Below are 14,339 nucleotides of genomic sequence, written 5' to 3'. Positions count from 1 at the left end.
GGCAGGGAGCTAGCATGTTAGCCGGTCGGGTTCCTGGCTGACGTGAACGGAGATACGAAGTGGAGGCCAGATGCGGGTCCTCATAGCCGAACCGAACGTGCAGACGGCGCATCGGATGCAGAACACTCTCATCCGCAACTGCATGGCGGTGGACACGGTGTCTGACAGCCGGTCGGCCGAGCTCCTTCTGGCCTCCACGACGTACGACGTGTTGATCCTCGAGCGGGCACTCCCGCCTCTGCCGGGGGAGCGATCGTGCACAACCCTGATCACCGGCGCGCCGGAGGTGCGGACGCTCATGATCAGTCAGCGCGGCAGTTCGAAGGCCAAGGTCGAGGGCCTCGTGCTCGGAGCGGACGACTACCTCGCCAAACCCTTCAACCATGAGGAGCTGCTCGCACGCGTCAGGGCGCTCGGCAGACGCCCGGTGACGAGGATTCCGCCGACGCTCGTGTGCGGCGAGCTTCGATTCGACCTGTTCGCCCAGGAGGTGACGCGTTTCGGGCATGCGATCGAGTTGACGTTGAAAGAACGCGCAGTGCTCGAGACGATCATGGGCGCCGGCGGGAGGATCGTGAGTTCCGAGGAACTGCTCGAGAAGGCATGGGACATCCACACAGACCCGTTCAGCCAGGTGGTGAAGGTCACCATCTGCACGCTGCGACGAAAACTCGGCGCTCCTGCGCTCATCGACACGATCCGGCGCCAGGGGTACCGGCTCAGGGGCGCGGGCGACGAGGTCGGCGGAAAAGGCGGAGTTCGCAGGCCGAGGTGTTGAAGGTCGTCCACCCGGCATCCGCTCAGGGCAGAGCCGCTCACGGCAGAATCCGGCCCGTAGCGCGAAGTGGCGACGGATGCTGGGGGCATGAGCGAAGACAACCCCTCCATCCCGCAGTTCGGCCCTGAGGCCCGGCGCGCACTGTTCCACGAGCGCGTGCTCGTGCTCGACGGTGCGCTCGACGACGACAACGGCACGCTGCTGATGACGCAGCTGCTCGCCCTGTCGGCGGAGGATCCCGCCGCCGACATCGCCCTCTGGATCCACTCGCCCGGCGGCTCGGTGCCGTCGATGCTCGCGGTCCGCGACATCATGCGGCTCATCCCCAACGACGTGGCGACCCTCGCCCTCGGGCTCGCCTGCAGCGCGGGGCAGTTCCTGCTCTCCGCGGGCACCCCGGGCAAGCGGCGGGCCCTGCCGCACGCGCGCATCCTCATGCATCAGGGCTCGGCGGGCATCGGCGGGTCCGCGGGCGAGATCGAGACGCAGGCCGACGACCTGCGGCACACGCGCGACACGGTCCTGGGCCTCATCTCGGCCGACACGGGCCAACCCCTCGAGCGCATCTTCGAGGACTCGCTGCACGACCGCTGGTACACCGCGACCCAGGCGCAGGAGTACGGCTTCATCGACGGGATCGTGGCCTCGATCGCCGAGGTGATGCCGCGGCAACGCGCGCGCGTCGGACTGGGGGTGACCGCATGAGCACCTACTCGATCCCCAACGTCATCGCGCAGCATCCGCGGGGGGAGCGCATCATGGACGTCTACTCCCACCTGCTCGCAGAACGCGTCATCTATCTCGGAACGGGCATCGATGCCGGTGTCGCGAACGCCCTCATCGCGCAGCTGCTGCACCTCGACGCGGACAGTCCGGAGAGCGGCATCCAGTTCTACATCAACAGCGAGGGCGGCGACCCCGGCGCGGCCCTGGCGATCTACGACACCATGCAGCACATCCGTCCGGCCATCGCGACGACGTGCGTCGGTCAGGCGATCGGTCCGGCCGCGCTGCTCGTCGCCGCCGGAGCATCGGGCCAGCGCGCCGCGCTCGCGCATGCCCGCATCGTGCTGCATCAGCCCGCCGGCCAGTCGCGCGGCGCGATCCCGGACTTGATCCTCGCGGCCGACGAGGTGGTGCGGGTGCGGTCAGACATGGAGGAGATCCTCGCGAGGCACAGCGGGCGCACGGTTGCGGAGCTCCGCGCCGACACCGACCGCGACCGGGTGTTCACGGCATCCGCGGCCCTGGACTACGGGCTCATCGACACGGTGCTGGGTCCGCGGGGGGTGTGAGTCAGGCGGCGAGGGCGAACGCGCCGCGCGACACCGAGACGGCAGCGGATGCCGGCACCGCGGCCGAGCGCAGGTCATCGGCCACGGCGCTCGTGAGGTCGATCAGGCTCGTGTCGAGTGCGCCGGCGATGGCGGCGATCATCTCGCTCGACGGCTCTTTCAGCCCCCGCTCGACCTCGGAGAGGTACTGGGGCGAGACGCCCGCCTTCTCCGCGGTCTCGGTGAGGGTCTCTTCGCGGTCGTGGCGGCGGCGACGCAGCTGGTCGCCCAGCATCTGACGCCACAGCGGCTCGGGGCCGCCCGACTTCGGGCGATCGGGGCGAGGGGTGCGCGGGAACGAGATCAGGTCGGCCATGCCTCACGATAAACCGCGGCATCCGGCGGGTTCGAGCGGTTCTGCTCAGAGCAGAACCGTGCGCTCAGGAGAGGAACTCGCGCACCTCGCCGCGGGTGATCGGGCTACAGCGCCGCGGTCACGCCGGGCAGGAGCTTGCTGAGGATCGCTTCGAGCTGCGCGCGCTCCTCCGCCGTGAGTGGATCGAGCACCAGTTCCCGCACCTGCTCGACGTGCACCGGAGCGGCCGTGCGCAGCATCTCGCGGCCTTCGGCGGTCAGGGTGGCCGAGAGCGTGCGCTTGTCGGAGCTGCACGAGGTGCGCTCCACCCAGCCGCGCTCCTCGAGCGAGTCGAGGGCGTGGCTCAGGCGTGAGCGGCTGAGGCCGGCGATGCGCGCGAGTTCCGTCATCGTCACGGTGCCTTCGCCCTGCCCGGCCAGCGTGACGAGGATGGCGTAGCGGGCGTGATTGAGCCCGACCTCTTCCTTCAAGGTGCGATCGAGCACCTGCGGCAGCAGCTGGACGAACCGGATGACGGGAAGCCATGTCGCCATCTCTCCGTCGTCGAGTCGACGCGGATGCTGTCCTGCCGCGGTCATGGTGCCCTCCTCGAGTGTCACGTCGGTGTCACGCCGCCGACAGGTCGAGCGTGTGGGCGGTGTGGTCCCGCTTGGCCTGCAGGTAGCGGGTGTTCGCCTCCGACAGGTGCACCTCGGTGGGCACGCGCTCGGTGACGCGGATGCCGAGGGTCTCGAGCTGCACGGCCTTGTCGGGGTTGTTGCTCAGCAGGCGGATGCCGTCGACGCCGACCGCGTTCAGCATCTGCGCGGCGACGGTGTAGTCGCGCTCGTCCTCGCCGTGGCCCAGGGCGACGTTCGCCTCATACGTGTCGAGTCCGGCATCCTGCAGCGCGTAGGCGTCGAGCTTGGCGTACAGGCCGATGCCGCGACCCTCCTGGCGCAGATACAGCAGGAATCCGCCCTCGTCGGCGATGCGCCCGACGGCCTCGCGCAGCTGGGGGCCGCAGTCGCAGCGCTCCGAGCCGAAGACGTCACCGGTCAGGCACTCGCTGTGCGGGCGCACGAGGGGGGCAGCGCCTCCGTCGGCTGCGCGCTCGAGCGCCGCGCGCCAGTCGCCGAGGCCGAACAGCAGGTGCTCGCGGCCGTCGATCAGGCCGTCGAAGGTGACGACGTCGGCGGTGGTTGAGAAGCCGTCCCCGAAGCGCAGCGGCACGCGGACGCGGGTGCGTTCCGTGGCGACCGGAGCGACGGTTGAAGTTTCAATCATGTCGGGTGCAACGCGCGGCCCGTCGAACTATTCCCGTCCGCCGTGATCCGAGGGGTGCCATGAGAGAGCCTCCCACCCGTGCCGGAATCGGCGTTGACTGGATTCACACGACAGAAGGAGCAGCACGAATGCGTGGAGTAGTCATGTACGCCCCCGGCGACGTCCGGGTCGAGGAGCGCGAGAAGCCGACGATCACCCGGCCGACGGATGCCGTCATCCGGCTCGCCGCGACCTGCATCTGCGGGTCGGACCTGTGGCCGTACCGCGGCGACGACGACGTCGATCACACCCCGATGGGGCACGAGTACGTCGGCGTCGTCGAGGAGATCGGCACCGAGGTGCAGACCCTGAAGGTCGGCGACTTCGTGGTCGGCTCGTTCATGGCCTCGGACAACACCTGCGAGATCTGCCAGGCGGGCTACCAGTCCCGCTGCGTGCACGTCGTCCCGATGGGGAAGTACGGCACGCAGGCCGAGTACTCGCTCATCCCGCACGCCGACGGCACGCTCGTCGTCACGCCCGGGCAGCCTGACGCCGACCTGATCCCCTCGCTGCTCGCGGCATCAGACGTGCTCGGCACGGGCTGGTTCGCGGCGGTCGCCGCCGAGGCCGGACCCGGCAAGACCGTCGCGGTCGTCGGTGACGGAGCAGTGGGGCTGCTCGGCATCCTCGCCGCCCGCGAACTCGGGGCCGAGCGCATCATCGCGATGAGCCGGCACGCCGACCGGCAGGCACTGGCGCGCGAGTTCGGCGCCACCGACATCGTGGAGGAGCGCGGGGACGAGGGGGTGGCGCGCATCAAGGAGCTCACGAACGGGCTCGGCGCGCACTCGGTGATCGAGGCGGTCGGCACGCAGGAGTCGATGATGCAGGCGATCCGTTCGACCCGCCCCGGCGGCCACGTCGGCTACGTCGGCGTCTCGCACGACGTGGCACTGCCCGGTGAAGAGCTGTTCTTCTCCGGCGTGCACCTGCACGGTGGCCCCGCTCCGGTGCGGCGCTTCCTGCCCGAGCTGATCCAGCTCATCTGGGACCGCAAGATCGACCCCGGCAAGGTGTTCGACCTCACCCTCCCACTCGAGGATGCCGCCGAGGGATATCGCGCCATGGACGAGCGTCGCGCCACCAAGGTGCTGCTCACGGTCTGACGTCGTCGAGCGGCGGCGGCGGCGAGCCGCCGCTCTCGGCTCGCCGCCGCACGAGCTTCAGCTCGCTCGCGAGGACCCCGAGCACGACGAGCGCTCCGCCGATGAGCGCGGTCACGGGCAGGCGCTCGCCGGCGATACGCCCGATGACCCCCGCCCAAACCGGCTCGCCGGCGTAGATGATGGTCGCGCGGGTGGGGGAGACCGACTTCTGCGCCCAGTTCATGGTCAGCTGGATCAGGCAGCTCGCCGCACCCAGCCCCACCGCGCAGCCGACCCAGATCCATGAGAACTCCGGCACTCCCTCACCCACCACCGGCATCGTGAGCAGCCCCAGCACTCCGGCGGTCAGCAGCTGGATGACGGTGATGCGGCCGAGGTCGATCTTCCCGGCGAACAGGCTGATCAGGATGATCTCGGCCGCGATGGGCAGAGTGCTGATCATGGTCGCGATCTCGCCCATGCCGAGGGTGAGCGCGAAGGCGTCGGGCCCGGCGATCAGCAGCAGCCCCACGAACGCCAGCCCGGCACCCGCGAAGGCCATGGCCGGCGGTCGCTTTCGGAACACGGCCCACTGCGCGAACGGAACCAGCGGCACGTACATCGCGGTGATGAAGGCCGAGGTGCTGCTGTCGATGGTCTGCAGCCCGAGCGTCTGCAGCCCGTAGCCGAGGTAGATCATGACGCCGATCGCGACGCCGGCGCCGACATCACGCCAGCGGATGCCGCGCAGCACGCGGCGGAAGATCACGACGCTGATCAGTCCCGCGATCAGGAACCGGATGCCGACGAAGAACCAGGGCCCCGAGTGCTCCATCGCCCAGTGCACGAGCAGGAACGTGCCGCCCCACACCGCGGTGATCGCGATGAGTGCGGCCTCCTGCGGGCGGAGCCGCATCCACCGAAGACGAGAGGGCATCGCTGCCCCTTCCTCGACGTTGCCGGATCGAGCATAGTCGCGCGGATCGTGACGGGATAAGACGGCCCCGAACCGGATGCTGCCGCAGACTCGGTAGCCTCGCAGGATGAGCGACTTCGTGAGTGCATCCGAGCTGAATGACCTGCTGAGCCGAGGCGCGCCGGTGCGTGTGATCGACGTGCGGTGGCGGCTCGATCGGCCCGACGCCGGGCATGACGACTACCTGACGGGCCACATCCCCGGTGCCGTTTTCGCCGCGCTCGACACGGAGCTCGCCACCCACGGCGAACCGTCGGAGGGGCGGCATCCGCTGCCGTCGACGGCCACCCTCCAGGCCGCGGCTCGTCGCTGGGGCGTCCGTGCGGGCGACACCGTCGTGGCCTACGACGACTTCACGGGCATCTCGGCGGCGCGCGCCTGGTGGCTGCTGCGCCAGGGTGGGGTCGATGTGCGCGTGCTCGACGGCGGCATCCGGGGCTGGCAGGCCGAGGGGTTCGAGGTCGCGACCGACGATGTGGTGCCCGAGCCGGGCGATGTCGTGCTCGACGAGATCGGCGGCGACGCGCTGTCGATCGACGAGACCGCCGCATTCCCGGAGTCGGGCGTGCTGATCGACGCGCGAGCGGCCGACCGGTACCGCGGCGAGTCGGAGCCGTACGACCCGGTCGCCGGACACATCCCCGGCGCGCGGAACCTCCCCGAATCCGTGCACTTCGATGCGGCGGGCCGGATCCTCGACCGCGAGACGATCCTCGTGTCCTTCGCCGAGATCGGGGTGACACCCGGCACGCCGGTCGCCGCCTACTGCGGGTCCGGCGTCACGGCCGCCCACACCGCGCTCGTCCTGCACGAGGTCGGCATCGACGCCCGAGTCTTCCCCGGCTCGTGGAGCCAGTGGTCCAACACTCCCGGTCTCCCGGTCGCCACGGGCGATCAGCCCGGCTGATCCTCGCGGGGGCCGTACCCCCAGTGCAGCCCGAGCGCGCCGGGACCGAACGCGCGCCGCACCAGGTGCACCGACGTCCCGCGGGTGAGCGGCACCGCGGTCACGGTGACGCCCTCCGGGGTCTCGACCCGCTCCTCGCACCAGTCCGGCACGGCATCCGGGTGGAACCGGGTCCACACCAGCAGCTCTCTGGCCTTCTGCGCCAGGGCGTGACCGGTGTCCCGCATCGGCGGGTAGTCGGGCGGATACGTCACCGACCACTCGACCATCGCCGTGTCCGGTGCGGTCAGGGGCACGTCGAGCTCGAAGAGCACCCCGTGCACCTCGCCGGCGGGGTGCGAGTACCGGGCGGTGATGCGTCCGCCGGACACCGCGCTCAGGATCGGTGCCGGCGTGCTGACTCCCGGCGAGATCTCGAGGAACGGGATGGCCGTGATCGTGCCGATCGTGGACTGCACGATGCTGCGGGTGATGCTGTACGCGACGTTGCCGTCGGCGTCGACGTCGGTCACGGAGTGGGTCGTCAGCTCGCGTGAGGTGTCGGGGTACGAGGCGCCCAGCGCGTCGAAGGCGACCATGACAGCACGTTCCAGTTCCTCCTCGTCGAGGGGGAACCGGTTCGGTCCGAGGGGACCGGTCCGGTTCGTGGGGCCGAGGTGTCGACGCAGTGCTCCGGCGTCGAGGCAGAGGAGATCCTCGATGTCGACGAGTGCGGCGAGCGACTGCGCACCTTCCGGGCGTCGCGCGCCCGAGCGCCAATAGCTCAGCGTGGCCATCGAGACACGGTTTCCGCGCATGTTGAGCTGCTGGTGCAGCCACGACAGCGTCACGTGCCTCGCATTGATCGCGTCGCGCAGAGCCGCCGCGAAGGCATCGGATACGGACCTGCGTTCGTCATACTCGTAACTCATCACAGCCCCCGTCCGGTATGTGAAGACCACCGCCCTAAAGTGAGCATACGACCGCACGCGCACATCTCAGGGGGACCGGGTGGGCATGTGGGGTCACTTGGCCGTCATCGCAGGCAGGGTGCCCGACCCTGCGAAGACCGGCCTGACGCAGTGATGCCCCCCTTGCTGCGTACGTCGTGAAGCCCGGCAATCGATCTGGGGAGATCCGCCGGGCTTCACGAAACCTCCTCCGTGCGTGGCCGCGGGCGCTGCCGCTCCGCGCCCCCGCGTAGACTGGGAGGAACACCCCGGAGGACTCTGGACCGTCATGTCTGCCCCTGCTCGCGCATTCACCATGCGCCACGTGCAATTGCTGCGCGCGCTGTTCGCCGCCGTCGCCGCATTGATGATCACGTTCTCGTCGGACCACTCCGCCCCTGTCGGCCTCTCGGTCTTCAGCGGCTTCGTCTTCACCACCGCGCTCGTGCAGCTGCTCGGGGCCTGGCTGGTGCTCCCGCCAGGCTCGCGCTGGTCGTACATCCTGCTCGCCGCGCTCGGCGTCGTCGCCGGTGGCGTGAGCGGCATCCCGGCCTGGCGATCCGACGACCTGTTCTTCATCGTCGTGTCCTCCTGGGCGATCGTGAGCGGCGGCATCGAGATCCTCGCCGGCATCCGCTCGCGTCGTACTGCTGATCCGCTCTCGCGCGACGCGATTACCGTCGGCGCGCTGGGCGTGCTGCTGGGCATCGTCCTGCTGCTGATCCCGGCCGGATTCCTGCAGGAGTACACGATCGAGAAGGCCGGCACGTTCGTCCTGTCCGGCATCATCCTCGGTGTCGGCATGTTCGGCGGCTACGCGGCGATCGTCGCGGTCTTCCTCGGCATCGCCGGGCTCACCCCGAAGCGGGTGGATGCCGCCGCCGCGGCCACCGAATCGAACGACAGCACCGCCCCTGCGGAGCACGGAGGAGAGCGATGAGCGACGAGAAGCCCACCCGTCGGGACATCCTGCGCCCGCTGCACCTGCTGCTGATCGCGCTGGGCTGCGGCGTGTTCGCCATGGTTGTCACGCTCGTCTCCACCGGCGCTTTCACCACGCGTGTGAACACGGCGATCGCGAACGGCACCTACGACGGGCTCACGCCGATCGCGCTCGGGCTCGTCGTCGGCGGAGGGGCGTTCATCGTCACTCTGCTGATCCTGGCGATGCTGATCCTCGCGGTCGACCCCGCCGACGTCACCAAGACCATCGACCGTCCGGTGCTGTACGACCCGGAGCCCGAGGGCGAGGCGGAGGGCGACGAGCCCGGCCGCACGTCGTCCTCGTGACGGGCGAGGGAGCCGCGCCTTTCGCGGCACTCGTCGGAATAGTCCCGGCGCCACGGGGCTTGTCCCTGAAGTGACTGCCTCCGTCGACCGCGCCTCCATCGGACTCCGGTCGCCGAGAGGCCCCATCCTCGGCGCGTTGATGCTCGCGACCGGGCTCATCGCGATCGACGCCACGATCCTCGCCACCGCGGTGCCCAGCATCGTCCGCGATCTCGGTAGCTATCAGCAGTTCCCGTGGTTGTTCTCGGTGTATCTGCTGGCGCAGGCCGTGAGCGTCCCCATCTACTCCCGGTTCGCCGACACGGTCGGCCGCAAGCCGATCATCCTGCTCGGCATCGCCCTGTTCCTCCTCGGCTCGATCCTCTGCGGCTTCGCGTGGAGCATGCCCGCGCTGATCGTCTTCCGCATCATCCAGGGGCTCGGCGCGGGGGCGGTCGCGCCGATGGCCATGACGATCGTCGGAGACATCTACACGGTCGCCGAGCGTGCGAAGGTGCAGGGCTACATCGCGAGCGTCTGGGCGATCTCCTCGGTCGTCGGACCGGCGCTCGGCGGCGTCTTCGCTCAGCTCGACGCGTGGCGCTGGATCTTCTGGGTCAACATCCCGCTGTGTCTGATCGCGGCCTGGATGCTGCAGCTCAAGTACAAGGAGCAGAAGCAGACCGAACGGCACCGGATCGACTACGCGGGAGCCGTGCTGCTCACGGTCGGGTTGACCGGTCTGATCCTCGGGATGCTGGAGGGCGGCAACGCCTGGGCGTGGATCTCCGTCCAGAGCGCCCTGTGTTTCGGGATCGGCATCGTGGCTCTCGTGCTCTTCGCGATGGTCGAACGCCGCGTCGCGGAGCCCATCGTCGACCTCCGGCTCGCAGCCAGGCCGCTGATCCTGACCACCACCCTCGTCTCGCTCGGGGTGGGTGCGTTGATGATCGGCGTCACCAGCTTCGCGCCTGCCTACCTCGAGGGCTCGCTGGGCATCGCGCCACTGCTGTCGGGTCTGGCGGTCGCGGCGTTGACGCTCGGGTGGCCGATCGCCGCAGCGAACGTGGGGCGCCTGTATCTGCGCATCGGGTTCCGTCGCACCACACTCATCGGGATGAGCATCGCCTCGGTCGCGGCGATCGTCCTCGCCTCGGTGTCGGCCTGGCCGAACCCCTGGGTGCTGTCGCTGATCGCGTTCGTCCTCGGGTTCGGGCTCGGGTGGAGCGCCGCGCCGACCCTGATCGCCGCGCAGTCCTCCGTGGGGTGGGGCGAGCGCGGAGCCGTGACGGGCATGAATGCGTTCGCGCGCTCAGCGGGCAGCGCCGTGGGAGTTGCGGTGTTCGGGGCGATCTCGAACGCGGCCATCGCGCAGGGCGCCGGCCCCGATGACCCCGACACGATCATCCACGCGTCGGTGTGGGTGTTCGTCGCGGTCGCCGTGACCGCTCTGCTCACGCTGCTCGCCGCCGCTTTCATGCCGAAGGACAAGGTCGAGGACCACTCCGGGGAACCCGCCTCCTAGCCCGCTGCGCGTCCGTTCCCGCTCCCCCGCGCCCGCTCCCGCCATCCGTCGCCGAGTGCACGGGATCGTGTCGACTGCACGGGAACCCTGCGTGAATCGGCGGTGTACTCGGCAACAAGCCGTGCACTCGGCGATCCTGCGTGGCGGGACCGGGTGCGGGTGCGCGTGTTAGCGGGCGAGGCGCTCGGCGATGCCGGTGTACGTGGCCGGAGTCAGCGCGAGGAGGCGCTGCTTCGCGGCATCGCCGATCTCGAGCCCCTGCACGAACTCGGCGAGGTCGGCGGCGCCCACCCGGTGGCCGCGCGTCAGCTCCTTGAGCAGCGCGTACGGGTCGGTGATCGTGGACCGACCGGCGACGACCTCGGCACGGATGACGGTCTGGATGGCCTCGGCGAGCACCTCCCAGTTCACGTCGAGGTCGGCCAGCAGCACGTCGCGCGAGAGCGAGATCGCATTGAGGCCGCGGCGCAGGTTGTCGAGGGCGAGCAGCGAGTGCCCGAACGCGACGCCGATGTTGCGCTGCGTGGTGGAGTCGGTGAGGTCGCGCTGCAGGCGGCTGGTGACGAGGGTCTGACCGAGCGAGGCGAGCAGGGCACCCGAGATCTCGAGGTTCGCCTCGGCGTTCTCGAAGCGGATCGGGTTGATCTTGTGCGGCATCGTCGACGAACCGGTGGCCCCGGCGACCGGGATCTGCGCGAAGTAGCCGAGCGAGATGTAGGTCCAGATGTCGGTGGCGAGGTTGTGCAGGATGCCGCCGGCGTGACGCACGCGGTCGTAGAGCTCGACCTGCCAGTCGTGCGACTCGATCTGGGTGGTGAGGATGTTGAAGCCGAGTCCGAGGCCCTCGATGTACTCGCGGGCGATGGTCGGCCAGTCGGCGTCGGGGTCGGCCGCCAGGTGCGCTGACCAGGTGCCGGTCGCGCCCGAGAACTTGGCAAGGTACTCGGATGCCGCGATCTGGCCGCGCACGCGCTCGAGGCGCCACGCGAAGACCGCGATCTCCTTGCCCATGGTCGATGGGGTCGCGGGCTGGCCGTGCGTGCGGGAGAGCATCGCGGCATCCGCGTGCTCGACCGCGAGCTCGCGGAGCTTCGCGATCACGGTGTCCAGGGCCGGCAGCCAGACCTCCTCCACGGCGCGCTTCACGGTGAGCGCGTAGGAGGCGGAGTTGATGTCCTCGCTGGTGGCGGCGAAGTGCGTGAGCTCGGCGATGGCGTCGAGTCCGAGCGTCGAGAGGCGGTCGCGCACGAGGTACTCGATGGCCTTCACGTCGTGCTGGGTGACGGCTTCCTTCTCGGCGAGCCAGTCGATCTCGGCCTGCCCGAAGTCGCGGTACAGCGCACGCAGGCGTTCCTTGTCGGCATCCGACAGCGGGGTCGTCTCGAACAGCGAGCGGTCGGTGAGGGCGATCAGCCACTCCACCTCGACCTCGACTCGTGCGCGGTTGAGCCCCGCCTCGGAGAGGAAGTCGGCGAGCCCGGTGACGGCGCCGCGGTAGCGACCGTCGAGAGGGCTCAGGGGCTGCGGCGGGAGCGAAGGCTGGAAAGTCAGGGGAGTCCTCCTGATGAGGCCCCGAAGGTTCGGGGCGAGCGGGGGAGACGAAGAGCGGGTTCGAGCTGGCGGAACAGGCCCCGAGTCGCCGCCTCAATCATACCGAGCACCGAATCGAACATCGCCGCCCCCGCGTAGTACGGGTCGGGGACGTCGTGGGTGGAGGCGTCCGGGTCGAACGCGAGGAGCAGCGTGACCTTGCCCTCTTCGTCCTCGTCGTGCGCCCACTCTCGAAGGATGCGCTCGTGGGTGCGGTCGAGCGCGACCACGAGGTCGTTGTCGGCGAAAGCCGCGGCGGTGAACTGGCGCGCCCGATGCCGAGAGCCGTCGTATCCGCGCCGGGCGAGGGAGTCGATCGTGCGGTCGTCGGCGCGCTCGCCCAGATGCCAGTCGCCGGTGCCGGCGCTGCGCGAGACGATACGCGAGCCGAGTCCCTGCCGCTCGGCGAGGTCGCGGAAGACGACCTCGGCCATGGGAGAGCGGCAGATGTTCCCCGTGCAGACGAAGATCACGCGGAAGGGATCCGGGGATGTCACAGATACATTCTGCCCGCCTCCGACGATCCTGCACAGCGCGGGGTGCTCAGGCGCGCCCTCTCTGCACACCCAGATCCGGGTTTCCTCTCTCCACTGACCGCGAGAATCCGGTCGGGCCCGGACCCGTCGAACGCAGAGGCTGAGGGCCATGTACTCCATCGCGCAGAATCATGCCATCGCCTCCGAGGCCAGCTGGGTCTGGATGCTGACCAGTCGCGAGATCGGTTCGGCGATCTCGCTGCTCGAAGACGCGGGAGCCGTGCTGGTGTCGCTCGTCGATGCGTCGGATTGGGAGTCCGAGGGGTTCCGCGCCCTGCATGAGCGGCTGGCGCGACTGCGTGAAGACTGCGGCGCCGAGATCGGGCATCTCCACGTGCGTCAGTGGGAGCTGAACGCCGGAGGAGCGGAATGAGCGGCCTGGAGATCGGGCACGGCGGGGTGATCGCCGTCGACACCCAGCAGCTGCGCGATGTCGGTTACCGGATGCAGACGGTGGCGACGCAGTGCGAGGAGGCTCGGGCCGCGATCGCCCGCGCCGGTGCGCTCCTGGCCTCTGCGCCGGAGGCCGCCCCGCAGGTCGATATCGGTGCGCTGCATCGCAGCGGGGAGCGTGTCGGAGAGCTGCGTGCCGAACTCGAGGATGCCTGCGCGGGCACCCTCCTGATGGCGGACGCGTTCGAGGTGGTGGAGCTTCGGGCGGAGGCCGGAGCTCTCGCCCTGGGGGATCGCGCGGGCGCGAGTGCCCTTCGGGCGCGTATCCATCGACTCCTCGACGGCGACGCGCGCGTCGGAGTGATGGCCGACTGGCTGGTTGCCGACTGGGCGGGGCGACGTCACGGAGGCGTGCCCGAACCGATGGGCGTCTTCGGACTGCTGCCGTCACTGCTCCTGGCCGGGGCGTTCGCCGGCCTCACGTCCACGCTCGGGAAGGTGCCGTCGGGAGCCCGGCTCACGGGGGCCGCAGATCCCGTGCGGGTGACTCCGACCGCCACATCGACCCCGGCCGGTGCGCCGAAGGGCGTGGCCGGTGCACTGAAGCGCCTGCCGTCGTCGAGTGCGCAGGTGGCGGTCGAGAAGTACACCATGGCCGACGGTGCGACCCGCTACGTGACCTACGTCAAAGGGACGCAGAACTCCGTCCCCTGGGAGGGCGGCGAAGAGGATCCGTGGGACATGAAGTCGAACCTGGAGCTCTATCAGGGGCAGCGGTCGGCGTCGTATCAGGCGACCGTCGACGCGCTGGCCGCCGCGGGCGCAGAGCCCGGAGACCGGGTGGACATCGTGGGCTATTCGCAGGGCGGGATGATCGCGGCGCACCTCGCGATGGAGAGCGACTACGACGTCGCGATGCAGCTGACGGCGGGAAGCCCGCAGGAGTCGTCGCTCGGTGACGGCCAGACTCTCATCCAGCTCTCGCACTCCGACGACGTCGTCGCGAAGCTCGCTGCGGGAGGATCGGCCACGGGCACCGGTTCTCCCGACAGTTTCACCGCGACACGCGAAGTCGACCCGCAGGACGGCCTGTACGACCTGTCGCTGCAGCCGCACGCGCTCGAGGCCTACATCGAGACTGCACAGATGGTGGACGACTCGTCCGATCCGCGTGCCGAGGCGCTCGACGCGTACTGGCGGGAGCTCGGCGATGCCGTCGAGATTGAACGCACCGAGTTCCATGCCGAGCGGGTGAAACAGTGACCGCGATGAGCCTCGGCGGCCAACGGCCACCCGATCCGCAGCATGATCGACTGCCTGATCGCCGCCATAGCCATTCGCCGTGACATCCCGCTCCTGCACGGCGACCGCGACTTCGGATTCCTCGCCGAGA

The 14,339-nt window shown here is 69.6% G+C and carries 17 protein-coding genes; 10 read left to right on the top strand and 7 right to left on the bottom strand.

Annotated elements, in window-relative coordinates:
- Positions 1 to 70 precede the first annotated feature (70 nt).
- The 3 genes from CQ034_RS15380 to CQ034_RS15370 all read left to right on the top strand — a co-directional run bounded on the left by CQ034_RS15380 (position 71) and on the right by CQ034_RS15370 (position 2,073).
- Complete coding sequence (locus tag CQ034_RS15380; protein WP_105711725.1) at positions 71 to 778, top strand: response regulator transcription factor; 708 nt, start codon at positions 71 to 73, stop codon at positions 776 to 778.
- 87 nt (positions 779 to 865) lie between these two features.
- Positions 866 to 1,483: a ClpP family protease gene (locus CQ034_RS15375; RefSeq protein ID WP_181156337.1), complete on the top strand. Its 618-nt coding sequence runs from the start codon at positions 866 to 868 to the stop codon at positions 1,481 to 1,483.
- Complete coding sequence (locus CQ034_RS15370; protein WP_105711724.1) at positions 1,480 to 2,073, top strand: ClpP family protease; 594 nt, start codon at positions 1,480 to 1,482, stop codon at positions 2,071 to 2,073. Before CQ034_RS15375 ends, CQ034_RS15370 begins: the two co-directional genes overlap by 4 nt.
- 1 nt (position 2,074) lies before the next feature.
- Here the strand turns inward: CQ034_RS15370 and CQ034_RS15365 are convergent, their stop codons facing one another.
- The 3 genes from CQ034_RS15365 to ribA form a co-directional block, all read right to left on the bottom strand.
- Complete coding sequence (locus CQ034_RS15365; RefSeq protein WP_105711723.1) at positions 2,075 to 2,428, bottom strand: helix-turn-helix domain-containing protein; 354 nt, start codon at positions 2,426 to 2,428, stop codon at positions 2,075 to 2,077.
- A gap of 104 nt (positions 2,429 to 2,532) precedes the next feature.
- Positions 2,533 to 3,006: a MarR family winged helix-turn-helix transcriptional regulator gene (locus CQ034_RS15360; RefSeq protein WP_105711722.1), complete on the bottom strand. Its 474-nt coding sequence runs from the start codon at positions 3,004 to 3,006 to the stop codon at positions 2,533 to 2,535.
- Positions 3,007 to 3,034: 28 nt separating this feature from the next.
- Positions 3,035 to 3,694 (bottom strand): GTP cyclohydrolase II, encoded by a 660-nt coding sequence (ribA, locus tag CQ034_RS15355; RefSeq protein ID WP_105711721.1) that lies wholly within the window; start codon positions 3,692 to 3,694, stop codon positions 3,035 to 3,037.
- A gap of 128 nt (positions 3,695 to 3,822) precedes the next feature.
- On the opposite strand from ribA, the gene CQ034_RS15350 reads away from it, so the two are divergent.
- Positions 3,823 to 4,842, top strand: coding sequence for a zinc-dependent alcohol dehydrogenase family protein (locus tag CQ034_RS15350; protein WP_105711720.1), 1,020 nt, complete (start codon positions 3,823 to 3,825; stop codon positions 4,840 to 4,842).
- Here CQ034_RS15350 and CQ034_RS15345 read toward each other — a convergent pair.
- Entirely contained in the window at positions 4,832 to 5,758 is a 927-nt protein-coding gene (locus CQ034_RS15345) for a DMT family transporter (RefSeq protein WP_258134233.1), read from the bottom strand. The two genes, CQ034_RS15350 and CQ034_RS15345, sit on opposite strands and share 11 nt — an antisense overlap.
- A gap of 106 nt (positions 5,759 to 5,864) precedes the next feature.
- Here CQ034_RS15345 and CQ034_RS15340 point away from each other — a divergent pair, with 106 nt between their 5' ends.
- The gene (locus CQ034_RS15340; RefSeq protein ID WP_105711718.1) at positions 5,865 to 6,704 is read left to right on the top strand and encodes a sulfurtransferase; all 840 of its coding nucleotides are present in this window, start codon (positions 5,865 to 5,867) and stop codon (positions 6,702 to 6,704) included.
- Here CQ034_RS15340 and CQ034_RS15335 read toward each other — a convergent pair.
- Positions 6,692 to 7,615, bottom strand: a complete 924-nt coding sequence (locus CQ034_RS15335; protein ID WP_105711717.1) for a hypothetical protein — start codon at positions 7,613 to 7,615, stop codon at positions 6,692 to 6,694. The genes CQ034_RS15340 and CQ034_RS15335 overlap by 13 nt on opposite strands.
- A gap of 307 nt (positions 7,616 to 7,922) precedes the next feature.
- Between CQ034_RS15335 and CQ034_RS15330 the strand changes: the two genes are divergently transcribed.
- The 3 genes from CQ034_RS15330 (at position 7,923) to CQ034_RS15320 (ending at position 10,427) form a co-directional block, all read left to right on the top strand.
- Complete coding sequence (locus tag CQ034_RS15330; protein ID WP_105711716.1) at positions 7,923 to 8,573, top strand: acyl-CoA synthetase; 651 nt, start codon at positions 7,923 to 7,925, stop codon at positions 8,571 to 8,573.
- A complete protein-coding gene (locus CQ034_RS15325; protein ID WP_029264364.1) occupies positions 8,570 to 8,923 on the top strand; it encodes a hypothetical protein in 354 nt (117 codons plus the stop codon). The genes CQ034_RS15330 and CQ034_RS15325 overlap by 4 nt, the downstream gene beginning before the upstream one ends.
- A gap of 70 nt (positions 8,924 to 8,993) precedes the next feature.
- Entirely contained in the window at positions 8,994 to 10,427 is a 1,434-nt protein-coding gene (locus tag CQ034_RS15320) for an MDR family MFS transporter (protein ID WP_105711715.1), read from the top strand.
- 168 nt (positions 10,428 to 10,595) lie between these two features.
- Here CQ034_RS15320 and purB read toward each other — a convergent pair whose 3' ends face one another.
- Positions 10,596 to 11,978: an adenylosuccinate lyase gene (gene purB, locus CQ034_RS15315; RefSeq protein ID WP_051662409.1), complete on the bottom strand. Its 1,383-nt coding sequence runs from the start codon at positions 11,976 to 11,978 to the stop codon at positions 10,596 to 10,598.
- Positions 11,975 to 12,514 carry a low molecular weight protein-tyrosine-phosphatase gene (locus CQ034_RS15310; protein ID WP_029264367.1) on the bottom strand — a complete coding sequence of 180 codons (540 nt, stop codon included), beginning with the start codon at positions 12,512 to 12,514 and terminating at the stop codon, positions 11,975 to 11,977. Before CQ034_RS15310 ends, purB begins: the two co-directional genes overlap by 4 nt.
- A 148-nt stretch (positions 12,515 to 12,662) precedes the next feature.
- Between CQ034_RS15310 and CQ034_RS15305 the strand changes: the two genes are divergently transcribed.
- Together CQ034_RS15305 and CQ034_RS15300 are read left to right on the top strand one after the other, a co-directional pair.
- Positions 12,663 to 12,926, top strand: coding sequence for a hypothetical protein (locus CQ034_RS15305; protein WP_105711714.1), 264 nt, complete (start codon positions 12,663 to 12,665; stop codon positions 12,924 to 12,926).
- Entirely contained in the window at positions 12,923 to 14,209 is a 1,287-nt protein-coding gene (locus tag CQ034_RS15300; RefSeq protein ID WP_105711713.1) for a hypothetical protein, read from the top strand. The genes CQ034_RS15305 and CQ034_RS15300 overlap by 4 nt, the downstream gene beginning before the upstream one ends.
- Positions 14,210 to 14,339: the final 130 nt, after the last annotated feature.

It is taken from the genome of Microbacterium sp. MYb45, assembly GCF_002979655.1.
Lineage (GTDB): Bacteria > Actinomycetota > Actinomycetes > Actinomycetales > Microbacteriaceae > Microbacterium.
This window is presented reverse-complemented; position numbering and strand designations above follow the sequence as displayed.